The organism is Chondromyces crocatus, assembly GCF_001189295.1.
Taxonomy (GTDB): Bacteria; Myxococcota_A; Polyangia; order Polyangiales; family Polyangiaceae; genus Chondromyces; species Chondromyces crocatus.
Window position 1 is genome coordinate 6,249,971 of record NZ_CP012159.1, and the last position, 24,483, is coordinate 6,274,453.

18 protein-coding genes are annotated in these 24,483 nt (G+C 69.9%); 8 read left to right on the plus strand and 10 right to left on the minus strand.

Annotated features, from left to right (window positions below; all coding sequences use genetic code 11):
* Positions 1-780, plus strand: coding sequence for a 23S rRNA (guanosine(2251)-2'-O)-methyltransferase RlmB (gene rlmB, locus CMC5_RS22865; RefSeq protein ID WP_050432409.1), 780 nt, complete (start codon positions 1-3; stop codon positions 778-780).
* Between the two features lie 873 nt (positions 781-1,653).
* On the opposite strand, the gene CMC5_RS22870 is transcribed toward rlmB, so the two are convergent.
* Positions 1,654-2,817 (minus strand): cysteine desulfurase family protein, encoded by a 1,164-nt coding sequence (locus tag CMC5_RS22870; protein WP_050432410.1) that lies wholly within the window; start codon positions 2,815-2,817, stop codon positions 1,654-1,656.
* A gap of 104 nt (positions 2,818-2,921) precedes the next feature.
* Complete coding sequence (locus tag CMC5_RS22875) at positions 2,922-4,151, minus strand: hybrid sensor histidine kinase/response regulator (protein ID WP_050432411.1); 1,230 nt, start codon at positions 4,149-4,151, stop codon at positions 2,922-2,924.
* A 168-nt stretch (positions 4,152-4,319) separates the two neighbouring features.
* Here CMC5_RS22875 and CMC5_RS22880 point away from each other — a divergent pair, with 168 nt between their 5' ends.
* Complete coding sequence (locus CMC5_RS22880) at positions 4,320-4,859, plus strand: peptidylprolyl isomerase (RefSeq protein ID WP_169796621.1); 540 nt, start codon at positions 4,320-4,322, stop codon at positions 4,857-4,859.
* The gene (gene lnt, locus CMC5_RS22885; protein WP_050432413.1) at positions 4,856-6,484 is read left to right on the plus strand and encodes an apolipoprotein N-acyltransferase; all 1,629 of its coding nucleotides are present in this window, start codon (positions 4,856-4,858) and stop codon (positions 6,482-6,484) included. Before CMC5_RS22880 ends, lnt begins: the two co-directional genes overlap by 4 nt.
* 53 nt (positions 6,485-6,537) lie before the next feature.
* On the opposite strand, the gene CMC5_RS22890 is transcribed toward lnt, so the two are convergent.
* The 4 genes from CMC5_RS22890 to CMC5_RS22905 form a co-directional block, all read right to left on the minus strand.
* Positions 6,538-7,197, minus strand: a complete 660-nt coding sequence (locus CMC5_RS22890; protein WP_050432414.1) for a DUF72 domain-containing protein — start codon at positions 7,195-7,197, stop codon at positions 6,538-6,540.
* A gap of 211 nt (positions 7,198-7,408) precedes the next feature.
* Entirely contained in the window at positions 7,409-8,998 is a 1,590-nt protein-coding gene (locus CMC5_RS22895; protein WP_169796622.1) for a ribonuclease H-like domain-containing protein, read from the minus strand.
* 42 nt (positions 8,999-9,040) lie between these two features.
* Positions 9,041-10,435 (minus strand): chorismate-binding protein, encoded by a 1,395-nt coding sequence (locus tag CMC5_RS22900; RefSeq protein ID WP_050432416.1) that lies wholly within the window; start codon positions 10,433-10,435, stop codon positions 9,041-9,043.
* Positions 10,401-11,327, minus strand: a complete 927-nt coding sequence (locus CMC5_RS22905; RefSeq protein ID WP_050432417.1) for a S66 peptidase family protein — start codon at positions 11,325-11,327, stop codon at positions 10,401-10,403. Before CMC5_RS22905 ends, CMC5_RS22900 begins: the two co-directional genes overlap by 35 nt.
* Before the next feature lie 230 nt (positions 11,328-11,557).
* Here CMC5_RS22905 and CMC5_RS22910 point away from each other — a divergent pair, with 230 nt between their 5' ends.
* A complete protein-coding gene (locus CMC5_RS22910) occupies positions 11,558-12,919 on the plus strand; it encodes a Kelch repeat-containing protein (RefSeq protein WP_050432418.1) in 1,362 nt (453 codons plus the stop codon).
* 12 nt (positions 12,920-12,931) lie between these two features.
* Here the strand turns inward: CMC5_RS22910 and tssD are convergent, their stop codons facing one another.
* The 3 genes from tssD to CMC5_RS22925 all read right to left on the minus strand — a co-directional run bounded on the left by tssD (position 12,932) and on the right by CMC5_RS22925 (position 17,233).
* Positions 12,932-13,417 (minus strand): type VI secretion system tube protein TssD, encoded by a 486-nt coding sequence (gene tssD / locus CMC5_RS22915; RefSeq protein WP_050432419.1) that lies wholly within the window; start codon positions 13,415-13,417, stop codon positions 12,932-12,934.
* Positions 13,418-13,572: 155 nt separating this feature from the next.
* A complete protein-coding gene (locus CMC5_RS22920) occupies positions 13,573-14,073 on the minus strand; it encodes an Hcp family type VI secretion system effector (RefSeq protein ID WP_050432420.1) in 501 nt (166 codons plus the stop codon).
* A gap of 1,015 nt (positions 14,074-15,088) precedes the next feature.
* Positions 15,089-17,233, minus strand: a complete 2,145-nt coding sequence (locus tag CMC5_RS22925) for a WD40 repeat domain-containing protein (RefSeq protein WP_050432421.1) — start codon at positions 17,231-17,233, stop codon at positions 15,089-15,091.
* 127 nt (positions 17,234-17,360) lie between these two features.
* On the opposite strand from CMC5_RS22925, the gene CMC5_RS22930 reads away from it, so the two are divergent.
* Positions 17,361-17,657: a hypothetical protein gene (locus tag CMC5_RS22930; RefSeq protein ID WP_050432422.1), complete on the plus strand. Its 297-nt coding sequence runs from the start codon at positions 17,361-17,363 to the stop codon at positions 17,655-17,657.
* Between the two features lie 460 nt (positions 17,658-18,117).
* Entirely contained in the window at positions 18,118-20,742 is a 2,625-nt protein-coding gene (locus CMC5_RS22935) for a hypothetical protein (protein ID WP_050432423.1), read from the plus strand.
* Positions 20,743-20,827: 85 nt separating this feature from the next.
* On the opposite strand, the gene CMC5_RS22940 is transcribed toward CMC5_RS22935, so the two are convergent.
* Positions 20,828-21,517, minus strand: a complete 690-nt coding sequence (locus tag CMC5_RS22940) for a cob(I)yrinic acid a,c-diamide adenosyltransferase (protein WP_050432424.1) — start codon at positions 21,515-21,517, stop codon at positions 20,828-20,830.
* 104 nt (positions 21,518-21,621) lie between these two features.
* Between CMC5_RS22940 and CMC5_RS22945 the strand changes: the two genes are divergently transcribed.
* Together CMC5_RS22945 and moeB are read left to right on the plus strand one after the other, a co-directional pair.
* On the plus strand, positions 21,622-23,187 hold the full coding sequence (locus CMC5_RS22945; RefSeq protein ID WP_050432425.1) for a hypothetical protein: 1,566 nt from the start codon (positions 21,622-21,624) through the stop codon (positions 23,185-23,187).
* A gap of 96 nt (positions 23,188-23,283) precedes the next feature.
* Positions 23,284-24,450 carry a molybdopterin-synthase adenylyltransferase MoeB gene (gene moeB, locus CMC5_RS22950; protein WP_050432426.1) on the plus strand — a complete coding sequence of 389 codons (1,167 nt, stop codon included), beginning with the start codon at positions 23,284-23,286 and terminating at the stop codon, positions 24,448-24,450.
* Positions 24,451-24,483: the final 33 nt, after the last annotated feature.

The window sequence follows — 24,483 nt, forward strand, 5'->3', positions numbered from 1 at the left end:
ATGAGACTCGTTTACGGACTCCAGCCCGTTCGCGAAGCGATCCGGGCCCACGGCAACCGTGTCGACTGGGTACTGGTCCAGCAGGACGGTGGACCGAAGCTCGACGCCCTCGCCCGCTACGCTGGCGATCAAGGCATCAAGGTGCAGCGGGGGCCCCGGGGCGATCTCGATCGCCGCGCGGCAGGTGGGAGGCATCAGGGGGCCCTGGCCGGCGTGCCGGACCTGCCCCTGGTCGGGGTGGAGACCCTGCCCCTCCACGATCCCCGCGCCCCCGGCGAGGCCTCGGTGCTCATGGCGCTCGACGGGGTGATGGACCCCCAGAACTTCGGGGCCGTGCTCAGGAGCGCGGTGGCCCTCGGCGCCGCGGCCGTCATCTGGCCCGAACACAGCTCGGCTCCGCTGTCTCCCGCCACGTTCCGCGCTTCGGCGGGGGCCGTGGAGCACGCCACGCTCTGTCGGGTCCCTTCGCTGCCCGACGCCCTGCGCGTGCTCGAGAGCCGCGGGGTGACGGCGATCGCCCTCGATGCCCAGGGCTCCGTGGAACTGGGGGAGCTTCCCCTCTCGGGCCCCGTGGTCATCGTCGTGGGGGCCGAAGACAAGGGAGTGCGCCGTCCAGTTCGTCAGGCCTGCCAGCACGTCGCCCGGCTGCCGATGTCCGGCACCATCGGCTCGCTCAATGCCTCGGTGGCTGGCGCGCTCGCCCTCTACGAGGTGCTCCGCCAGCGGCAGCAAGCGAAGCGCTCGTCGCAGCAGACTGACCCTGCGCAACCCGCGCCCTGAAGACCGACCCCGCTCGCCCCGCGCCCTGAAGGCCGACCCCGTTCGGCCCGCGTCCAGAGCACGGTGAGCGTCCATCCTCACCATCATCTCGCCGCTACAGCGCCGCTCCCTCGGCCAGACCGCCTCGTGGTCTCTCGTGTCGAGGCCTGTCGCGCTCTCCCACCGGACATCGCCAGGCGCCGGTGTTCCAGCACGCTCCGTGATCCGGGTCGGCCTCCGACCCTCGGTGGAGAACCGCTCCACCGGATGCTCGCAAGCTGAGCAGAGCCCCTTCACCCCTCTGGGAACGGGCACATCGTCTCGCGCCGAAGGCCGGAGCCTGGGATGCCTCCAACTCCGCCAGGGCGGTTGTTTTTCCAGGACCGCTCACTCTGTAGCCGTCCACCCATTCGAGCGACCGCTCCCCTGGGGTCGTTCGTGTTGAACCCACCTGGTGCTTCCTCAGCGTCCTCACGCTTCAGAACACGACCCCATGATTGCGACATGCCTTCCAGGACAGCGACCCCGCCTCCGGGGATCGGATGCTGGATGGCTGGATCCGGTCGAGTGATGTCGAATCGAAGAGAAACGTGTCTTACATTGGCAGTATTATCTCATCAAATCATGATGTTAGTGACTTACTTTAGATGAATTTTCGAGGTGGTCTCGGAGGGCTCGATCTACTGAACACAATGCTAGGTCCACAGGCGCTTCAATCCATTGAATGGATTGTGACTCTGCGTCGGCGACATCGCCGGAAAGCGGAGCCGATACATGGATTTGTACTTGTGGATTCGCCCTCGGGAGACTGGTTGCGAGAAAGGCCTCGCGCAGTGGTTGAAGGAGGGGCGGGAGGGGACGAACTGACCGTTATTACGGCCTTTTCAACTCGACTCAGCGGAGGGGGCGGGCGCGGACCACCACGCGGGACCAGCAGCGGAGCGCTTCGTCGATCTGGTCGAGCGTGGTCTCCTCTCCCAGCGAGATGCGTACAGCCGAGGTGGCGCGTTCCGGTCCGACCATGGCCGTCAAGACGGGGGAAGGCTCGGCAGTCCCCGCGCTGCACGCCGACCCGCTGGAGACGGCGACCCCTTCGAGATCGAGGGCAGCGCACAGCTCGTCACCACGCCACCCTGGCCACGAGAAGTTGGTGACGTGAGGCGCCCGTGGATCGGTCCCATTCTGCTGGAGAGCGATCCCTGCTTCATGTCCGAGGCGGATGAGCTGCCCTTCGAGGTGCTCTCGCAACGAGGCCAGCTCGGCGTACCGTGCAGGGGCACCCTCTGCTCGCTCCGCAGCGACGGCGAATCCTGCCGCCGCCATTGGATCCTGGGTGCCCGGTCGCAGACCCCGCTCCTGTGCACCTCCCCGCAGGATCGGGCGGACCTGGATCCCGGGCCGGGTGACCAGGGCTCCGATCCCCTTCGGTCCCCTGATCTTGTGCGCGGCCACCGTCACCAGATCGGCGCCCTCCCAGGTGCTCCGCGACAGGCGTCCCACCGCCTGGATGGCGTCGACGAGGAGACGCGCGCCACGGGCATGGGCGAGCTGAGCCACCTCGGTGACGGGTTGAATGACGCCGGTCTCGTGGTTGACGGCCTGCAACGCGACCAGACGCACCGGCGCGGTGGTGGTGGCCAGATCGAGGGCTTCAGCAAACCTCGCTGGCGCCACCCGCCCCGAAGGCTCCGGTGTGACCCACGCCACGTGGACCCCCCGCGCTGCCAAGGCTTCGGCCGCTCGCACGACGGAGGGGTGTTCGATGCGTGACACGACCAGCGCGCCCGGCGTGCCCGGAGGGAATGCATGCTCGAGGGCGAGGTTGTTGGCCTCGGTCCCCCCCGAGGTCAGGGTGACGTCACGAGGGTCGAACCCGACGAGCGCCGCGACGGCTTCACGCGCCCGCTCGATCCACGCTCGGGCGCGGCGGCCTGGACCGTGGACGCTGGCCGGGTTGGCCCAGGCTTGTGCGGCGGCCTGGTGCATGGCGGCGAGCACGTCGGGATGCGGTGGTGTCGTCGCGTTCCAGTCGAGGTAGATGCTGCTCCGGTCGGGCATACCGGCGCAGTATCCTTCGATCCCGCCATGTCGACGGCATCATTGCGGCCGCAGTGGGCGGTTCGTGGCAGGCGTACAGGGCCAGCGCCTCCCTCGGGTGCCCGTCAGTCCATCTGCCGGATGATTGGCCCGTCGTGGAGCGGCGCGCGCTTCGCCACCGCCAGATGGAATGAGGCGCCCGTCATCTGGATGCCCTCGATGACCTCGTTGGACGGCGACATCACCCGGATGTCCCCACCGAGACCCTGCGCCGTGCGCCGCGCGATCGCCAGCCCCACCCCGACACCCCCGTAGGCGCGGGTTGCCGATCCATCGACCTGGTAGAACGGCTCGAAGATGCGCGCGATGCGCTCCGGGCTCACGCCGGACCCGGTGTCGGCCACGCACAGCTCGTAGTGCCCGGCGAGGACACTGACGCGCACCCCGGCCGAGCCCCCCGCGGGCGTGAACTTCACCGCGTTGTCGAGGAGCTGGATCATCGCCCGTTGAAGGCGCCCGGCGTCTCCCCAGGCGGGCAATGGCCCCCGAGGCAGATCCTCGACGAGCTGCACCTTCGCCTCTGCGAAGCGATCGGCCACCTGCGCCATCGCGCGACGGGTCGTATCGAGGAAGTCGTACTCGCTGTGGTTGAACCGCATGCGGCCGGTCTCGATCCCGGTCACATCCAGCAGGTTGTCGATGAGGCTGCGCAGGCGCCGGACGCATTCATCCATCGCCCGCAGCGCCTTCTTTTGCGACTTGTTCAGCGGACCGAGCTCCTCGTCCGCGAGCAGCTTCACATACCCCACGATCGGCGTCATCGGCGTGGCCAGCTCGTGAGAGATGTTGCGGTAGAACTCCGTTCGCGCTGCGTCCAGCTCGCGCAGCCTGGCGTTGGCGCGGCTCAGCTCCGCCACCTTCTCCTCGAGGTGCGCGACGATCCGCTGGCTCTGCTCGCGCAGGCGCTGCGAGCGCAGCGATCCGGGCGCGACTTCCCGCACCCCTTGCAGGAATCCGGCGATGACCGCGGAGAACGAGCGGGCATCGATGGGCTTCTGCAAGAAACCGTCGCAGCCGACGGCGAGGCTCGTCTCTCGATCTCCTTCGGCCGTGATGGCCACGATCGGGACGCCGGCCAGCGACGGCTCGCCTCGCAACCGGAGCGTCACCTCGAAGCCGTCCAGGCCGGGGATGTTGAGGTCGACCAGGACGAGATCCGGCCGACCCGTGACGGCGAGCCGGACCCCCTCGAGGCCATCCGCGGCCTCGACGACATCGTGGCCCGCGTTTTGAAGCAGCTTGCGGACGAGGAGACGATTCGCAGGATCGTCCTCGATATGGAGGATCTTGGCCATCCGGTAGGGATCTTATCCCCACCTGGGGGTCGACTCGCCACCTTCCAGCAGCGCAATTTGCTGGCGCACGTGCGGGGCGGGGAGGCGGCGACGACAGTTGACGGGGACACGGCGTCCCTTCATACGAGGACCACCATGCGGCCCTCGCACCCTTTGGCGCTCGGATCCGTGACCCCTTCCGCGAAGCTCGTCCGGCTCGCTCCCTTCCTGGCCCTGCTCGCGCTCCCTCTCGGTTGCAACACCGGCAGCAACGCCGACCCTGCACCGGGGGACCCTGGCGCGACCGCGCCAGCCACTTCGGTGACCGACCCCACCTCGGGCGCGTTGGCGTCACCGGCGCCGTCGGATACCGCGACCATCTCCTTCGCGGGTGAGGAAGCTCCCCGCGTCATCGGCGCTTCCCAGATCCTCATTGCCTACAAGGGCGCCCAGCTCGCCCCTCCCACCGTGACCCGGAGCCGGGAGGAAGCGCGTCGCCGCGCCGAGGAGATCCTGGCCCAGCTCAAAGAGGGCAAAGCCACCCTCGAAGAGCTGGCGCGGAGCTCGTCCGACGACAGCTCCAGGGCTGCCGATGGCGCGATGGGCAACTTCGAGCGAGGTGCCGTGCCTCCTGCCCTCGCCGACGCAGCGTTCGCCCTGAAGGTCGGCGAGACCTCGGGGATCGTCGAGTCTGCGCGCGGCTTCCACGTGGTGCGACGATCCAGATGAACTCCAAGACATCCCCCCTCGGAACCCGCGCGTCCTACGGCCTCGCGGCGCTGACTGGCTTTCTCTACTTCCTGGGCTTCCCCGGCGTCGACCTCTGGCCCATCTCTTTCTTTGGCCTCGTGCCCCTGGTGATCGCCCTGCGCGGGCAGACACCGCGCCGTGCAGCAGGACTCGGCTGGATGTCCGGCTTCGTCATGACGATGACCGGCTTCTACTGGCTGCTGAACATGCTGAAGGTCTTCAGCGGCTTCCCCACGGCGCTGTGCCTGATCTTCATGGTCATCCTCTGCGCCTACCAGGGCGGTCGCATCGCGCTGTGCGGCTACCTGTACGGACGCGCCGAAGCCCGAGGCTGGCCCGCCACGCCCGTCTTCGCGCTCGCCTTCGTGGCCAGTGAGCTCATCTACCCCCTCCTCTTCCCCTGGTACTACGGCGCCTCGGTCCACAACGCCCCCCTCTTCCTTCAGGTGGCCGATCTCGGCGGCCCCTACCTGGTCGGGCTGGTCCTGGTCGCGGCGAACCTCGCCATCGCCGAGGTGATCAAGGTGTGGCTCGACCTCCGGGCGCAAGCAGCCGCTGCGCCTGCCGAAGGAGCGAACCGCCCCGCAACCCCCACCCTTCTCGACGCACTCCGCCCGCATCGCGCCGTCCTCATCACCTGCATCGCCATCCCGGTGCTCGCGGCGATCTATGGCTTCATCCGCCTCCGCGCCGTCGACGCCACGGCCGCCACGGCCGAGCCGATCAAGGTCGGCATCGTCCAGCCCAACCTCGCACTCTTCGACCGCAAGGATGCCTTGCGCATCCACCAGCGCCGCACCCAGGAGCTGAAGGAGCAAGGCGCCGAGCTGGTGGTGTGGAGCGAGGCCGCCATCCCGCGGATGCACCGGGAGAAGGGGTACGAGATCGCCGTCCAGCGCGAGATCACCGGCAAGCTCGGCGTCCCCTCCATCGTCGGCACCCTGCTGCACAGTCCTGGCGCGAGCCGCGCCGAGCCTGGCCGCACCTACAACACCGCGATCATCGCCGACGAAAAGGGCAAAGTCCTCGGCCGCTTCGACAAGCACTACCTGCTCGCCTTCGGCGAGTACCTGCCCTTCGGCGAGACCTTTCCCAAGCTCTACGAGTGGTCACCGAACTCCGGGCGCATGAACCGGGGCACCTCGCTCGATCCTCTCCGCTGGAACGGGCACCAGATCTCCGCGATGATCTGTTACGAGGACATCCTCCCCGACTTCGTGAACCAGCTCGTCGGCCACGGCGATCCGGATCTGCTCGTCAACCTGACCAACGATGCCTGGTTCGGTGACTCCACGGAGCCCTGGATTCACCTCGCGCTCGCCAAGCTCCGCTCCGTCGAGCACCACCGCTACATGGTGCGCGCGACCAACAGCGGCGTCAGCGCCATCATCGATCCCGTCGGCCGCGTGATCGCCCACGGTGGCACCTTCCGCGAGGAGACGGTCTTCGGCGAAGCGCGCTTCATGCGGTCGACGACCGTCTACAACGTGGTCCGGGACGTCCCCTGGTACCTGGCCACCCTGGCGATCGTCCTCATGGCCGTCGTCTCCCGCCGGCGGAAAGCCTCTGCTCCTGCCGCGTCGACGCCGCCCACCACCGCCTGACAGCAACCGGGGTGGGGACCTGCCTCCAGGTCCCTTTCCCCGCGCGGCTCCCTTCAGAGCTTCAGCGCCTTCTTGAAGCGCTTCGCGTCCGCGAACATGTCCACGTTCGTGAACACGTACGTCGCGTCGGTGTGCTTTGCACCCCGCGCGATCTCCGCGAGCCGCTCGATCGCTGGATCCTCGTAGCGTGACTTGTGGCCAGCCGGCCCGTGCAGGCGGTAGTAGGCCACCTTCAGCTTGGACAGGCCGCTCGTCAGCGGATCTCGGGCGGCCAGCGCGCCGACCTCATGGACCAGCTCGTCGCACTCGTCGGGATCCCAGCCGACGGGCGGCTCGAAGACCACCCGCTCGAAGCGCTTTTTCACGCCTCCCAGGAACTCGCGCAGGATCCCCTTGTTGGTCTTCGTGGCGGCGAACTCCGGTGGCCCGACGAACACTGCACACTTCGCCAGCAGCTCCTCGGCGACCGCCTCGATGCTCTTCAGTGCTGTCTCGATGACCTTTCCGTCTCTGAAACCCTCCTGACCGATCTCGCGCGGACCGAGCAGCGCGAATTGAAAGCCCTCGGGTGCTTCGCGGCGCCATCGCCGCACCGTCCCAGGCCCCGGAAGGGACACATGGGTCTCCTGCACCTCCACAAACATGAACTCGCGGAAATACCGCGTCGCCGGCACGGGAAACCCGGCGCAGCCGACGGTAACATTGGCCGCCATCGCCGCACACCCTAGCCCACCGCCGGCCGGGCGAGAAGCGGCGCCAGCGCATTTTCCTCGGGTTGTGCTGGATATGGCGCGATTGCTTACCCTTCCTGGCTCAGCCGCCCATTTCTACAGCGTCCGGTGCGGCTCTCGGTGAGCTGGGGAGCGCAGCGACAGCACCCTCCACCGCGCCTGAAGTGCGCTGGAAGCGACCTCGACCGTGCGCCTACGGGGCTTGCCGCCGCCGACCCTTCCGGGGGCTCGCCACCTCCGCCGGCTCTCCCGCTGCCCGCTCCATCTTCCGCTGCAGCCGCGCCCGGCGACGCGCTCGTGCGGGCTCGGCCTCCGCCGTCCCACGCTCCACCAGCTCCAGCGCCTGGGCGAACGAGCGCACATGGTGCTCGTAGAGCTTGGCCAGGGCCAGCCGCACCCCGGCATCATCGACCTCTGCGGACAGCGCCTCGTAGTCCTGCAGCGCCCGCGCCCGATCCCCCCGCGCCCGGGCGATGTCCCCCCGCGCCTTCAGCGCTGCCGCCCCTCCCCCTTGCGCCACGGCCGCCTCGGCCAGCTCTGCCGCCCGCTCGATCGCGCCTGCCCGCTGCAACGTCGCCGCGACCCCGGCGAGATCCTCCCCGATGAGGCTCCCCAGCGGCTCCCCGTACAGACCCACCAGCGCCACCATGGCGAGCACGTCCGCCGAGTTGTGCTCCACCACCCCGAGCAGCGCGTCCTCGTCCCCCGTCCGGAGGAAATGCGCATACGCCGCCACGATCTCGCCGCCGGGTGTATCCCCGATCCGCACCCGCCCCAGCACCTCGTGCTCCAGTGCGATCAGCGTCCGGCTGCGGAGCCGACCCTTGTGGATTCGCCGCGCCACGTGCACCAGATCGAGGTGGGGCGGCTCCGGGGGCGGGGGCAGCCGGTTCATCACGAACCGCGTTCGCAGGAGTGGCATGTCGAACGCCTTCCCGTTGTAGGTCACGATCATCGACGCCGCGGCGAGGCGCTCGCTCAGCCGCCGCAGCATCGGCCCCTCCTCCCCCAGGCGTCGCAGGAGGAGCTGCTCCACCACGAACCCGCTCCCCCCTTCCTCGGCCGACGACCCATCGTGCCAGGCCAGCCCGATCAGGAAGGGCACCGTCCCCGTGCCCCCTGCCAGCCCCGTCGTCTCCGTGTCGAGGTAGAGCGCTCTCTGCACGTCGCAGCCCGCGAGTCCAGGGTCCAGCGCGAGCAGCGCGAGCATGGCCGGATCCGCCGTCCGCGCGGCCACCAGGGGCGCACGACCGACGCGCGCGGCAGGGAGCGCGCGCACCCGGTTCGTGTAGAGCGGCCCCTCCTCGGTCCGCTCCACGAAGAACGGCAGCTCTCCGCGTGCCGGATCGGCCCGTGGGGGGAGCTGAGCGCCGCGACCCACGATCCGGGCGATCCGCTCGCGCAGCTCCTCCAGACTCGGTCGATGGCTTCCAGACGCAACCCGCTGCGACCCGAGCCGCTCCTCCACCCGACGGTTTGCCTCAGGTGAACGCTCGGCTTCAGGTGAACGCTCCGCCTCCGGCGGAACGTCCACCATGAGCTCACGCACGGACTCGAGCTCATGCACGGAGCGGGTTTCGGGTGATCCCGCCTCGGGTGCCTTCGTCTCTGGTGACCCCGCCTCGGGCGTCAGCGCCGACGCTTCGATCGGGTCCGTGTCCACCGTGACGAGCCGCTGCTGGGCGGCCGCTCCGGGCTCACCTCCAGCGGGCCTGGGCGACGCTCCTCGACTCCCGCTCCCCATCGACGGAAGGCGAGACAGCTTGGCCTGAAATGACGACATCGCCCTGCCGCGACCCTCCCATGGTCGCCACTGGACATCAAGTCAGTGCCCGGCGTCGCCTTCCGCCGCCCGCTGGAGCTGCAGCGCCTTCCACCGTGTCTCTTCCAGCTCCCGCGCTGGGTCCGAGTCGGCCACGATGCCCCCGCCCGTGAAGTACTCGCCTTCCTGTCCCCTCAGCACCGCCGCACGGATCCCCATCGCCAGCGTCCAGCGCCCACCGTGCGCCACGCACCCGTACGCCCCCGTGTAGAGACCTCGCCTCCGGGACTCCAGCGACGCGATGACCTCCATCGCCCGCACCTTCGGCGCACCCGTCACGCTCCCGCTCGGAAGCATCGCCTCCAGCACTTCTTCCCGACGCACGCCGTCCCGCGCGCGCGCCCGCAGCCACGCCACCCGGTGGTGCAGCGTCCGGTGGGTCACCACCTGCGGCTCCCCCAGCGGACGCACCGACCCGAAGGCCGCCACGCGCCCCAGATCGTTGCGCTCCACGTCGACGATCATCGACAGCTCCGCCCGCTCCTTCGGGTCTGCATCGAGCGCCGCCACGAGCGCCTCGTCCTCGAGCGCGTCCCCACCGCGCGGGCGCGTCCCCTTGATGGGCGCCGTGTAGAGCAGCCCGAACCCATCGTGGTCGCGCGGCGCTCCCGCCGCAGGCTCCGCCAGCAGGAACAGCTCGGGCGACGTCGACGCCACCCACAGCGCGTCGTCCACCTCCAGCAAGGCCCCGAACGGGCTCGGCGCCGCCCGCGAGAGCCGCTCGTAGAGCGACAGCGGATCCCCCGCTCGCAGCGTGAGCCGCAACCGCCGCGCCAGGTTCACCTGATACAGATCGCCGCGTCGGATCAGCTCCAGCGCCTCCCGCACCCGTGCGACGTGCAGCTCCGGGGCCTCGTCGTCCGCCACCTCCAGCTGCACCGCGGGTGCGCTCGGTGGTTCACGATGCCCTTCACGAAGTGCATGCCGAAGCGGCGCCACGAGCGCCTCCAGCGCCTCGCGCGAGCGGCCCACCCCCAGCACCCGCCCCTCCAGGTGATCCACCCCGATCACCGCGGGATAACGCCGCCAGCACACCCGCTCCATCAGCGCGGGGGGGCGCGTGTCCACCGGGCGCCATGCGGGCCGTTCCAGCACCCGCCGTGCCTCGTAGGGCAGCACCCCGATCCACCGAGGGAACCCGCGCGCCACCTCGGGCACCTCGTCCACCGCGAAGTCCTCGTCGTCCGCCAGCGGATCCAGCCGTTCGCTCCACCGATCCGGCCCTGCGGCCACGAACGACCAGCGACCCAGCCCGGCGCCGAGCGGTGCCGTCACGTCTCCCCGCCCGGGTCCCTCGGCTGCGTGCAGGAGCGTCAGGTGACGGGCCCCGGCCTCCGTCAGCCAGCGGGCCAGCGCGCAAGGATCAGGCGGGAGACGGAGCTGCCGGACGACGAGCACCCGGAGCCTCTACCACGTCCCGCGGCCGCACCTGCAGCACGCCCCCCGCGAGTCGCCCTCGGCCTCCGAAGTACCACGGCAGGTTGTGCGGCCCGTGCCCCACCCCGACCCCGCACACCACGGGCACCCCCAGCGGCTCCACCAGCTCGACCAGCAGCTCCTCCAGCGTCCAGCCCGCCTCGCGGGGCACGGTACACCGCGTGAATTCGCCCAGCAGCACCGCCCGTACCCTGGCGAGGGCGCCGCTCTCCAGGAACTGGGTCACCATCCGATCGAGCCGGTAGGGCGCCTCGTCCACGTCTTCCAGCACGAGCAGCGCCCCGTCGGCCTGCACCTGCCAGGGCGTCCCGATCAAGCTCGCCAGGACGCACAGGTTCCCGCCCACGACGGGCCCTTCCACGGCGTCGGCCTGCCCGCTCACCAGGCGCCCCGGTAGCGTCACCTCACCCCCCTCGGCCAGCAACCGCTGCACGGCCGCCTGCGTCTCGGCGTCCGTCTTCGTCGCCAGCTTGTCGAGCGTCGGCGCGTGGACCCCGGTGACCCCCGTGCGCTGCCCCAGTGCCACCAGCAGCGCCGTCACGTCCGAGAACCCGAGCAACAGCCGCCCCGGCACCACCTCCGCCCACGGGATTGCCGGCAAGCAGTGCACGCACCCGTAGCCCCCGCGCGCCACGTACACCGCGTCCACGTCCCGCGACGTCAACGCCCACACGAGGTCTGCCGCGCGCTGCTTCACCGTCCCCGCCAGGTAACGGTGCTGCGACCGCAGGTTGGGCCCGACCACGGGCACGTAGCCCCACGCCTTCAGCAGCTCGAGCCCCGCTTCCAGATCGGGCATGCTGGGCATCCCAGCCGGGGCGACGACCGCGATTCTGGCACCTTGGTGGAGCATCGTTGGACCGCCGGCACCGTACGATCCCCCTCACCAGCCCGTCAATGCGGCCCACCCGACGCGGCCATGCAGGTCGTGCTGATCGGTCGCAAACGGGTCGGTCGCATCCCGGTCGGTGGTGTGTCGATCGGTCGCAAGCGGGCCGGTCGCATCCCGGTCGGTGGTGTGCCGATCGGTCGAAGGCGTGCGAACGCTGGCCTCGCGTGGTCCTGCGGGGGTAGAACCCTCCGGTGACGACCCGGATCTCCCTTGCGGTCCTGTGCCTCCTCGCTGCGGCCTGTGGTGACGACGACCCGCGCACCCTTCGCCTCGAAGTCATCCCTGGCCACGAGACCACGGCGTTCCAGGACGATCCCCCCGTCACCCGCATCGAGGTCGTCGCCAGAGACACCACCGGCGTCGAGGTCGCCAGCGCCAGCGCTGCCCCTGGAGGGGAACTCGACTTCGGCGAGCTGCCTGCCGATCTCGCCCTCACCTTCAACATCACCGGGGTCGACACCACCGGGACGCCCGTGGTTCGCGGCCGCTCGCTCTCCGGCATTCTCCTCGGCCAGGTGCAGGGCGACGTCCTCCCCCTCTTCGCTCAGCGCCTCGGCGGCTGGGCCCGGCCCCCGGGGACGTTGCCCTTCACCCGCTCGGGCGGCATCGCGGTGCCCATCGGCGAGCGGTACCTCGCGCTCACCGGGGGCGCTGGCGCAGGAGACGATCCCGCCGCCACCGTGGGCTACGATCTGCTCGGCTGGTACGGCGCCAACGCCGTCTCCTTGCCGCGCCCTGCCCGTTCGGCCATCAGCCGTGGCAACGCGCTCCTGATCATCGATGGCAACGGCGCCACCGTCGCCGACTTCGTCGCCGGTACGGCCACCGAGATCAGCGTCCCCGAAGGCCTCGCCTCGTTCGCCGACGTCGCCGGTGGGTACGCCATCGAGGCCTCCGAGGGCCGCACCTTCCTCGTGGGCGCCACCCGCGCCGAGACCCCCACCACCGGAATCCTCGTCGTCGAAGCCGACGGCAGCTTGCGCGCCGCCCAGCTCTCCGCCCCGCGCGCGGGTGCCGCCGCCGCGTGGCTCGACGGCGTGGGCCTCGTCGTCGCGGCCGGCAGCGCCACCGCCCCTGGGATCGAGGTCCTCGCGGCCACCGCCACCACCGCCGTGCCGCACCCCTTCCCTCCGGATCCCACGCTCGGCGCCGGAGCCGTCATCGGGGGCATCGGCGACATCGTCCTCATCGGTGGCACCCGCGAAGACGGCAGCCCTGCGGCCACCCGCCGTCTCGCGCCGGTGTGCATCACCGACTGCGACACCGTCGCCATCGACGGCGCCACCCTGCCCGTCGCGCTCACCGGCATGCGCGCCTTCGCCCTCTCCGGAGCGCGCGCCATCGTCGTCGGCCACGAAGCGGTCCAGGATCGGCCCTGGGATCGCTCTTACTTGCTCGACCTCGCCGTCGGCACGGCCACCGAGCTTCCCTTGCGTGAGCCGCGCATGGGTGCGGCCGTCGTCCCTGCGCCGAACGGCACGCTCGTCCTCCTCGGCGGCGTCCACGAAGACGGCTCTCCCGCCCTCACGCTGGAGATGTTCTTCCCCGAGTGACGCGCGTCGCGCTCAGCGCGGTGCCACCCAGTCGTCGGCGGCCGAGATGTTCCCCTCGTTCCACGTCCAGGTGATCTTCTCGTAGGTGAACGACACCTCTTCGCGCGCAGGGAGCCCGGACGTCCGAGGGTTCTTCGTGTTCGGCATCCTGAGATCGATGCCGCAGATGTTGGCGTTCGTGAGACAGACCGTGAAGTGCTGCCGCTCCATGCCCGTCTTGTCCGGCGCGTAGAACAGGATCTCGACGCGCGACACGTTCTCGTTGTTGCAGAGGATGGAATAGAGAATCGGGCTGGAGCGATCGATTTCCTTCGTGATCACGAAGGGCATGTGGATCCGCTTGCCCATCGGCCGCCCGCTCGCCGGATCCCTGGGGCCAACGACGAGGTGCTGCGCGGCGCGCACCATCACCGTGCCCTCGCGCCCCTTCTGGGTCACGGAGCCGAGCACCAAGCCCTGCTGCGTCGCGGTGAGCTTGAGGTGCGCGTTCAGGGCCATGGTGGAGCCCCACTGTACCGCATGCGTGTCCTGTCAGCCGCAAGTCACCGCGCAGCTGCGACTGTACCGTGGGAAGATGGAAACGAAACGGGCGGCCCGAGAGCCGCCCGCTGACGCTTTCATGACCTGCCGCTCGAAGCGGCAGCGTCACGAAATCAGACCGGCTGACGCCAGTCGTCGGCAGCCATGATGCCGCCGTCCTTCCAGGTCCACTCGATCTTCTCGTACGTGAAGGCAACCTCCTCGTACTCGGCGAACTTCATGAGCTCCGGGTGCTTGTTGTTGGGCATCCGGAAGTTGATCGAGGCGATGTTCGCGTTGGTAAGGCGGATGCTGTAGTGCTGGACCTCGGAGCCGGCGCCGCGGGCGGCCGTGATCTGGGGCGTCCAGAAGTCGATCGTGAGATCGATGATGTTCTCGTTGTTGGTGAGCACGTTCAGGAGGAGCGGCGACGACTTGTCGAGCTCCTTGGTGATCACCAGCGGCTTGTGCATGCGCTTCCCGCTGGGGAGGCCGCTGGCCGCGTCACGGGGGCTCACGATCTCGTGGCTGACCGCGATCACCATGATCGAGTCCTCACGCCCCTTCTGGATGACGGAGCCCTTGATCTCGCCCTGGGTCTGGCCCTTCAGTCGGAGGTACGCATTAAGTGCCATGGTCGTGTGCCCCTTCCCTACTTCGACTCTTCGCCTGGACTCAGTCTACGCACCATGCGCGCTGGCAGACGCTTCGCCCTTTCGGGAACTGCGACAGTTTTCTCACTGCCGCCCTTCGAGTGGCCCCGAAGGTGGAACAGTCAATCTCGCACTTTTCGTTTGCCGTCAAGCCTTTCTTTCACCTCCCTTCCTTGTCGGATATGTCGGTTTTCCGGAGTCGAAGCTAATACTTTGAAATTACTTAACTTTGCCTGGCTGGTGGTGGTCGCGAGGCGGGCAAGATTTCGTCCGGTGACGCGTTCCCGGTCTTGCTGCTGAGCGCTCGCCGGGAGGCAGAGCCCTTCGGGAGGAGCTTCGAGACTTCCCTGGAGGAACCCCTGGACCTTCCTGGAGGAACCTCCAGACCTTCCTGGAGGAGGTTCGAGACCCTCCTGCAGGAACCTCCAGACCTTCCTGGAGGAGGTTCGAGACCCTCCTGCAGGAACCTCCAGACCTTCCTGGAGGAGGTTCGAGACCCTCCTGCAGGAACCTCCAGACCCTCTTCGAGGAACCCCCGGACCCTCCTGGAGGAACCCCGAGACCCTCTTGGAGGAACCCCGAGACCTTCCTGGAGGAGGTTCGAGACCCTCTCCGAGGAACCTCCAGACCCTCCTGGAGGAACCTCCAGACCTTCCTGAAGGAGGTTCGAGACCCTCTCCGAGGAACCTCCAGAGCCTCCTGGAGGAACCTCCAGACCTTCCTGAAGGAGGTTCGAGACCCTGCTGCAGGAACCCCCGGACCCTCTTGGAGGAACCCCGAGACCCTCTTGGAGGAACCCCGATACCTTCCTGCAGGAACCTCCAGACCCTCCACGGACTGGGGACCGAACCTCCTCCGAGACCCTCCCCGCCCTGTCCCGCAGCCGGTGATCAGGCCTTCTGCGGACCGTTCTGGGCAACCACCAGCATCCTGACGGGAAGCGCGGGTCCAACGTCCTTCTTGGACGCAGACGGGAGCGCCTTCTTCGATATCCTCCTCAGAAGAGACGCCAGGGCTCCGCGCGACGTGTACCAGGCCAAGCGCCCTCGATCTCGTCGACCTCCAGCCGTCGCAGCCCGAGCGCGTACCAGAACGCGCCCGCGAGTTCGCCCCCACGCTGGTGGCGCCCGTCGGGCGTGAGGGCCACCCAGCCACCAGGGAGAGGAAGGAGGCGCGTCGGGGATCGTCGCTGCGCCAGGTCCCAGACGCAGAGGGAGCCGTCCTCCGATGCCGAGGCGACGAGCGCGTGCTCGGGATGAAAGGCCAGGGCGAGCACGCCGCCGGTGTGGCCCACCAGGTCGCCGAGAGGTTTCCCCGTGTGCGCGTCCCAGAGGCGGACCGTGGTGTCGTCCCCGCTCGAAGCGAGCCGTGTGCCGTCCGCGCTCCAGGCCACGCATCGGACCGCACCACCGTGGCCTCCGAGGAGGCCGAGGGGCGCGCCGGTTCGGGAGGACCACAGCCGCACCGTCCCGTCCACCCCGCCCGAGGCGAGCCGCGCGCCATCCGCGCTGAAGGCCACACACACGCTCGGTCCCTCGTGCCCGCGGAGGACCTGGAGGGCCCGAGGAGGTCCTCGGCGCGCGCCGTCGTCGCTCGCTGCCCACACGCGCACCGTGGCGTCCCGCCCGACCGAGGCGACCAGCGCACCCTCGGGGTGGAGAGCGACGCCCAGCACCGCATCCTCGTGTACTCCCACCACGACCCCCTCGTGCATGCCCACCACGACCCCCAGCGGCTTCGCGGGTTGCGCTGGCCACACGCGCACGGTCCTGTCGGCAGCGCCCGAAGCGAGCCGTGTCCCGTCGGGGCTCCAGGTCACGCTGGCGACGAGCGCCTCGTGTCCCTCCAGCGTACCCGAGGGCTCCCCGGTGCGGGCGTCCCACAGGCGCACGGTGCAGTCGAAGGCCCCCGTTGCGACCCGTGCCCCGTCGGCGGTCCAGCCGATCGCCGTCACGCCGCCGAGCTCCCCCACGATCTGCGCCGAGACGGAGGCGGTCCGGGCGGACCAGCGGGTCACGATCTCGTCGCTCGTGCCTGCGGACAAGGACGCACCGTCGGTGCTCCAGGCCACGCCGATCGACCAGCCCACATCGCCCGTGAGGTCCGCGAGCCGTGCGCCGGTCGCGGCGCTCCACAGCAGGGTCCGGGTGTCCTCCGACGCCGAAGCGAGCAGCTCGCCATCTGGGCTCCACGTGACGCCTCGGATCGAGGCCTCGTGTCCGTCGAGCTGCTGCAAGAAGGTGCCAGTCACGGCGTCCCAGAGGTCCAGGCGCGCGTCCTCCCTCCCGGCCGCGATCCTGTCTTCGCGTGGGTGCCAGGCGAGGGCGGTCACGACGCCCGGTCCATCCTCCCCGCCCACATCGAGCCGCTGTTGCGGGAGGTTCGCCACCGCGTCCCAGAGCTGCACCGGCTCCCCACGCGCAGCGGAAGCGAACCGCGCCCCTCGAGGACACCAGGCGACGCTCGTCACCTCGGCTTCGTGGCCTTCATGGATGTGGAGGAGCGCTCCCGTTCGACCCTCCCACCGCCTCAGCGTGCGGTCGCTCGAACCAGAGAGGAGCTGTCGATCGCCCTCCCCGCCCCACGAGAGGCACGTCACCGCGGCCGTGTGTCCTTCGAGCACGCGCAGCGAGAGGCGCGCGTCCTCCGCGCCAGTGCGACCTCCAGGTGCATCCCAGATCCGCACCTGCCCATCCCGAGCCCCCCAGGCGAGGTGGTCGCCCGCACCGCTCCAGGCAAGGCAGGTCACGCCAGCGGACGTCCCCTTCCCCTCCTCTTTTTCTGCCCCTTCTGCGCTCAGCGCCATCAGCGGGCGCCCCGTGTTCCCGTCCCAGAGGCGCACCCAGCCGTCGTCGGAGCCCGAGGCGAGCAGGTCTCCCGTGCGATCGAAGGCCACGCTGGTCACCCTGGCGTGATGCCCGCGCAGCACCCGCAGACCCACCCCGGAGGTGGCGTCCCAGAGGCGCACGGTCCGGTCCTCGTGGGCGGTGGCGAGCAGCTCGCGACGCGGGTGAAACGCCACGGAGAGGGCCTCGGAGCGCACCATCCACATGGGCACGGGGGTCATCGCGTCCAGCGCGCCCCGTTCGTGCGTGCCGGGCGCCGAAAGGCCGAGGCTCTCCCGCTTCTCCGCGTCGCTCATGGCGATCCTGCTGTTAGGCGATTCCTTCTTCTCCGGATAGCGCAACCAGGTTCCGTCGTCGGGAGCTCGGGGGCCTCGTGGCCGTGGTGCGCGCTCGATGGCGATCGGGCTGCTACGCTGCGCAGCGATGACGCGGGTCGATCGAATGATGGCGGTGATGGGCGCGAGCTTGTGGCTGTTCGTGGCGGCAGGTTCCAGCGTGGCGGGTTGCAGCCAGAAGGAGAGCCGTCCCAAGGGGCGTGAGGCCGACCCGACCCGCGACAAGGAATGCCGCGATCCATCCCGTCCCAGGGCTTACTTCTATCCAGCCGAGGACCGCACCCACTACGCGCCCGACGATCCCCGAAAAGATGGGTGCGAGCTGCTCGTGGCCGATCACCTCTTCTGCTGCCCCGCCGGTACGCCGGAAACGCAGACGCCATAACCACACAAATTCCGCGGACCGTGGAATGCACGCCCGCGTGGAAATTCGTCGTGCGTCCACGGAATGACGCCGTTTACAGGGTGCACACCGCCGCCTCCGTGGGTCGGCTGACGGTCGATCGAGGGCATACCGAGAAGTGGACTTGCCCCCGCCGCGCGGCTTATCGATTGCGCACGATGGCGGTGTTTCTCGGAGCAACCGAACGCCGCTGTGCCCTCGGGTGGCGCTCTTCGAACGTGAAATGAGATGGGCGGGACACGCCCGGACGCGCTGGACACGCTGGCTACAGGGGGTCCGGTAAACCATTCAGTGCCGGGCATCGTGCCGCTCGGTGGCCGCGGACATAGCATTGAATGCGTCGTGCGAATCATGCGCGCGCTCGCATCCGAGCCTTGTTTTCACCGTTGCCCCCGGCCATGCTCCTAGGAAGAGACGACCCGAGACAAGGCAAGGGAGACCTATGTCCAAACATGATGTCCTCGACGAGCATCTCGCCCAGCAATTCCTGTGGAGGATCTCGATCCCGGACCTGATTGCGCTGAAAGAATCTCGTCCGAAGCAGTTCGTGGCGAAGGTGCAAGTGAGGGAGGCGCCCGCGGGGGAAGTCCGGGCGCGCTGGGAGCGGGTGGGGCGCGATTGCGCGGAGCTTTCGCAGCAGGTGGCGCGGACCTGGGACATGGCCCCTGGCGCACGCCAGGCGACGGCGACGGCGACGATGCTCGGGCGGGTCCGGAGGATGGGGTTCGACGTCATCGGGATGAGCGCGCACCCGGTGGAGATTCTACGGCTATGGCGGCTGGTCGCGCGGCATCACGGGGCCTTGCCCCGCAAGGGGCGCAAGGACGGGATCCACGCCCTCAGCTTCGTACCCATTCCGACCGAGTCACCCGAATTGCCGGATCTCCTGGTCGAGGCAGCGATCGCGGGGGACGAATGGCTGGCGTTCTTGCTGGAGCAGTCGCTCCAGGACGAGAGCCCCGACCGCCGCTATCCCGAGGCGAGCGAGCGGCTGGCCCAGGTGCTCGACGAGGGGCCTTCCTGGGGAGCCCAGGTCATCGCCGGGCGATTGCTGTTCGTTTTCGCCGATATCGAGGTGGCCATCCCTGCGCTGCGCCGGGCGTTGCGACGGCCGCATGCGGGGGTGCGGACGGTGGCCATTGAAGCGCTGCTGGATCGCGCGCCCCACGCCCTGACGGACGCCGATGTGCAATGGTTGCTCGAGGACGCCGTGAAGCACCCGCCGACGCCGGCCTGTGGCACGCGGGGGCTGGAGATGATCGACGAATACGGTCGAGCGCTCATCACGGCCGTGGGACAGGTGCGGCCCGTCGAGGGCCATCGCCCGCTCGCGGTGCTCGCGGATGGCGGTGGCGTGGATGTTCGTGGGCAGCGGATAGGACTCGATGCGGGCTGGGCCATCCGGGCGCTCGCGGTGGGCTACCCCGAGCGGGCGGTGATGTGGATCGATCGGGCGCTCTACGGGGCGCGTTCGTGGCGTCGTTATGATGCGGTGGAGGCCGCAGGGTTGCTCCCCGAAGCGATGGCGCGACCTCGGCTGCTGGAGGCGGCGGCAGGTCCAGGGCGTTATCCCGTGGAGCGTGCGCAGGCGCTGTGGGTGGAGCGGTTCGAGGAGCCGTGCCCCGTGGTGCCGCTGGCAGGGCTGGACGTGGGGCTCCTCACGGGGGAGCCGAGCGAGAGCTTGCTGTCACGGCTCTCGCTGCTCCGGAGCGGCCCGGACGACGCGCGGGCGCGGATGCTGGAGGCGCTCGTGGCGGAAGCGCGGGAGACGTCCCTGGTGAGCGGCGCCGAGGTGCTCTCGCCGCTCGCGCGGGAGACGCTTTCGCTGCTCCTGTTCAACCTGCGCGATCCGGCGGTGTCCCCGAGGGGGCCGGAGCTGCCGGGCTCGGAGGAGGCGTGGGCCGAGCTCTTGCTCCGTCACTTCGGTGAGGCAGCGTTCGAGGGGCTGGCGGCGCTGGCCGCGCGCGGGGCGCGGGTCGGGGCGGATCACGAGTGGCTGGAGGTGCTCGCCGGGCTGGAGCGCAAGGGGCTGCTCACGGAGTCCTGGCGCGAGCGGCTGCGCGCGATCGCGCGGGAAGCGCTGCTCTCGCCGCTCTATCATGGCGGGACGGGGCCGCTGTACACGCTGAGCTGCCTGGGGGCGCCGGCCGATCTGGTGGAGCCACTGTGGCGCGCGGCGGTGGAGCGGCCGCAGGAAGACGAGCCCGGGGCGCCACGCTCCGCGCTCCCTTACGGGGCGTACTGGGCCGCCGAGGCGCTGGCCAAGGTGAAGGACGCGCCGGCGCTGGAGGCGCGGCTCGGCCGTGAGGCCGAGGCGGCGATGCTGGCGAAGGACTACCGGAAGCTCGAGCGGATCGTACGGATCGGGTCGCATCGCGGGACGGAGGCGGCGCTCGCGCTGGGGCTCCGTTGCCTCGACGGGGTGGACGAGGATCCGGCGTCCGAGGACGCGGCGCTCCAGTGCGGGTACGCCCTGCAAGCGGTGGGGCGCATCGATGGAGCGTGGGTGCTCGCGGCCCTGCGTCGGCCGGAGTCGCTCCGTTTTGCGCTCGCCACGCGGCTCTGCAGGCCCGAGGCCTCTCCCGAGGTGCTGGAGGCGCTGAAGGCCGCGCTGTCGTCCGACGCGCGAAGCGGAGCGGCGGCGGCCGAGGCGGCGACCGCGCTGGTCGCGCTCCAGCTCGTGACCGTGGACGACGCACGGCTCGACGGGATCCTGGAGCGGGCCGCTCCCGGGGCGCGATCGCTCCTGGCGGGGCTGCTCCTGCGGATGGGGGCACCCCTCTCGCGACTGAGGGGGCACTTCCGGGAGCTGCTCCTGGGCAAGGACGGCGCGGCGGCGATCGGCGCCTACGGGATCCTGTCGACGCAGGAGCCCGACGGGCTGCGGTCGCTGCTCGACGAGGTGTGGGCGGAGGGGCCGAACGCGGCGCTGCGAGACTGGCTCGGCTACGATCTCGGCGAACTGAACGAGATCGAGCACTACTGGTGCCACGAGGACGAGGAGCCCTCGGGCGACGCGGACGAGGGGCTCTCGGCCGACGACGAAGACGAGCTGGATCTGGAATAGGACGGCGTACCGAGACAGCGGCCTCTCGGCCCCTGCGCTCCCAGCACAGGGTGGCGTCTCTCCGCCCTCGCGCTCCCGAGGGCCGCTACCCCTGCTCTTTCGTGGAGCCGTCTTCGGTCGCTGCCTTGGCCGCCATGCCGCTGGCAGAGACATCGGGCTCCCAGAGGACCTCGGGGGCCCCGAGGAGCAGCGACGCCCAGCGGCTCCAGACGAAGAGGGCGTCGCTCAGCCGGTTCAGGTAGCCCACCGGGAGCGGGTCGGCGCCGCCCTCACGGCCGAGCTGCACGCACAGCCGCTCGGCGCGTCGGCAGACGGTGCGGGCGACGTGGAGGTCGGTGTTCAGCCGCGCGCCGCCAGGGAGCACGAAGGAGCGCAGGGTCTCGAGATCTTCCTGGGCCTCGTCGATCTCGGCTTCGAGTCGCTCGATCTCGGCCTCGGTGATGCGAGGCTGCCTGGGGTGGACGTCCTCGGGGAGGGTCGCGAGGATCGAGCCGAGGTTGAACAGCTCGTGCTGGACCCGGTAGAGCGATCGGCCCAGGGTCTCGAGCCGCTCGCGCCGGTCGGGCGCGGTGCCGGGGAGCGCTTCGAGCAAGGTCTGGCGCGCAGCGCCGATGAAGGCGTTCAGCTCGTCGACGGTGCCGTAGCTCTCGATGCGCAGGTCGTCCTTCGGGAGCTGCTGGCCGCCTACGAGGCGGGTGAGTCCCCCGTCGCCGTGGCGTGTGTAGACGCGGTTGATGGTGATGCGCGGGGCGCGGAAGGTGCGTTCCTGGGTCACGTGAACGCGGTAGAGCCGGCCCGGCGCGAGGTCAACCGCGCGCTCGGTCGAATCGGTCCCGCGATGTTGACGATGCTCGGGGGGCGGTGGGAGATTGCCCGCCCATGTCCTCTCTGGAATCGCGTTCACTTGGCATTGTTCGCTCGGCGCTCGCCGCCGTCATGGCGCTCACGGCGCTCACCGGCCCGCTGGGCTGCGCCGAGGAGGGGGCGGCGCGTCCCGGACCTGCGGCTGGCACCGACGCCGCCGAGCAGGCGCGCATCGAGACGAGCCGGAAGAAGATCGACGAGGCGGCCCTCGCGATCGACGAGAAGCGCTACGCAGATGCGCGCAAGCTCCTCGGCGAGGCAGAGAAGCTGGCCATCGAGTCGCACCGCTTCGAGATCGGCGAGCAGCGGGAGAAGCTCGACAAGCGCGAGGCCAAGCTGTGGGCGAACGACGTCTCGGAGCAGCTCGACAACAAGCAGTGCGCCGAGGCGTTCACCGCGCTGTCGAAGCAGATCGAGGAGCGCAACAGCGAGGTCTTCAAGGCCGAGGTGCGCAAGCTCGTGCAAGCGCAGGCGGCGGCGTGCGCGAGCGGCAAGCTCGACGAGCTGGCGGTGGCCGGCAAGTTCAGCGAGGCGCGGAGCTTCCTGGGCGCGGAGGGCACGCGGAAGGTGCTCGGCGACGCGGTGTGGAAGAAGCTCTCGGCGGAGACGGAGGGGACCATCGTCGAGGCCCTGGCGGGTCAGCTCGCGGACGATCTGAGGGCGAAGCGCTGGTCCGCGGCCGCCGACCAGGTGGACGAGGCGCTGAAGCGTGGCGACGCGACCGAGGCCGTCGCGCGTGCGCTGATGGTGCGGGTGCGGGCCGCGGCGGCGCCCGAGCTGATCGCGCAGGCCGCGCGCGGGGTGGGGTCGCGCAACGCCGCGGCGGACCTGAAGGAGGTCGACGCGCAGATCGCGCGCCTGGGCTGGGAGGTCCAGGCGGCCGATCTCGCGGGCGTGGCGAAGGACAAGGCGATGCCTCAGGAACTCGCCAGGAAGCGCACGGCGCTGGCGACGTACCTGGAGACGCAGCGGCTCAAGGTGAAGCCCCCGAAGAAGTCCGAGAAGCGCTGGGCCCACGGTACGGTGGCGGTGGCGCCCGCGGAGAGCGCGGAGGGGGCGTCGCGCCGGGACCTGAAGACGGGCACGCCGGTGTGGGTGATCGGGCAGACCAAGGATCTGGCGCTGATCACCGAGCAGGATCCTGGGGCCGCGGGGTTCAATGCAGCGCTGGAGCTGGCGCTGGGCTGGGTGCCGGTGGGCCGGCTCGCCGCGGAGGACACGGCGGAGTGGCTCCCGCCGAACGACCAGCTCAAGGGCGCGCAGGTGTGGGGGCCGCTGCGCGAGAAGGAGCCGCTGCTGGAGCTGGGCACCGTGACCGAGGTGAAGGGCAACGAGGTCACCGTGACCCGGCTCGCCGACGACGTGGAGGTGAAGACCACCCGCGACAAGCTGCGGAAGGGGCAGCTGGTCAAGGGGATGAAGGTGCTCACCCTCTGTGATCAGGAGAACCAGGCGGCCACCATCTTCGAGCACGTTCAGGGGATGCGGGTGGCGCGCGTCCAGTGCGACGGCGGGCTGCAGAAGGAGCAGCCGCTGTCGTCCCTCCGCAGCCGCGCGGACCTCCTGCCGGTCAGCAAGTGATCTTCGCGCCTCGCGCGGATTGACGCGCCGCGCGAGGCGCCTACAACGCCAGCAACCAGGAACGACCCGGAGCTCGTTTCCCGCCAAGGAGCCCTGATGCCCACGACCTACAGCGACCTGATGGCCAACGTCCGTTCGTCGATCCGCGAGGTGACGCTCGGCGATCTCAAGCGTCGCCTGGACGAGAAGGAGCCGATCACGCTCATCGACGTGCGCGAGAAGGAGGAGCACCGCGCCGGGTACATCCCCGGGGCGATCTCGATCCCGCGTGGCTTCCTGGAGATTCAGGTCGAGCAGAAGGTGCCCGATCGCGCGGCGAAGATCGTGGCCTACTGCGCAGGCGGGACGCGCTCGGCGCTCGCGGCGAAGACGCTGCAGGACCTCGGCTACACCAACGTGGAGAGCGCGAACCCGGGGTTCACGCGGTGGAAGGATCTCGGCTACCCGGTGGAGGCGCCGCCGCAGCTCACCGACGCGCAGCGGGACCGGTACTCGCGGCACCTGCTCTTGCCGGAGGTCGGCGAGGTCGGCCAGGCGAAGCTGCTCTCGGCGCGGGTGCTCTTGCTCGGCGCGGGAGGCCTGGGGAGCCCGGCGGCGCTGTACCTGGCGGCCGCTGGCGTGGGCACGATCGGGCTGTGCGACGCCGACGTGGTGGATGCGTCGAACCTGCAGCGCCAGATCCTGCACGCGACCTCGCGCGTGGGCGAGCCCAAGGTGGACAGCGCCGAGAAGGCCCTGCGGGACCTGAACCCGGACGTGAAGGTGGTGAAATTCCAGGAGCGGCTCGACAGCTCGAACGTCGACCGGATCTTCGAGGGCTTCGACGTGATCGTCGACGGCTGCGACAACTTCCCCACCCGCTACCTCGTGAACGACGCGTCGGTGTGGAAGAAGAAGCCCGTCGTCCACGGGTCCATCTTCCGCTTCGAGGGCCAGGTGACGACGTTCCTGGCCGGGGAAGGTCCCTGCTACCGCTGCCTGTACCCCGAGCCGCCGCCGCCCCACCTGGCCCCGAGCTGCCAGGAGGCGGGGGTGCTCGGGATCCTGCCCGGCGTGGTGGGCGTGATCCAGGCGACGGAGGCCATCAAGCTGATCCTCGGGCGCGGGACGCCGCTCATCGGCCGGCTGCTGACCTACGACTCCTTGCGGATGAAGTTCGGCGAGCTTCGGCTGCGGCGGGACAAGACCTGCCCGGTGTGCGGCGAGAACCCGACCATCAAGGAGTACATCGACTACGAGGGGTTCTGCACCATCCCCACCTGACGCACGTCGCCGGGCAGCGCGCCCGGCCCGTCC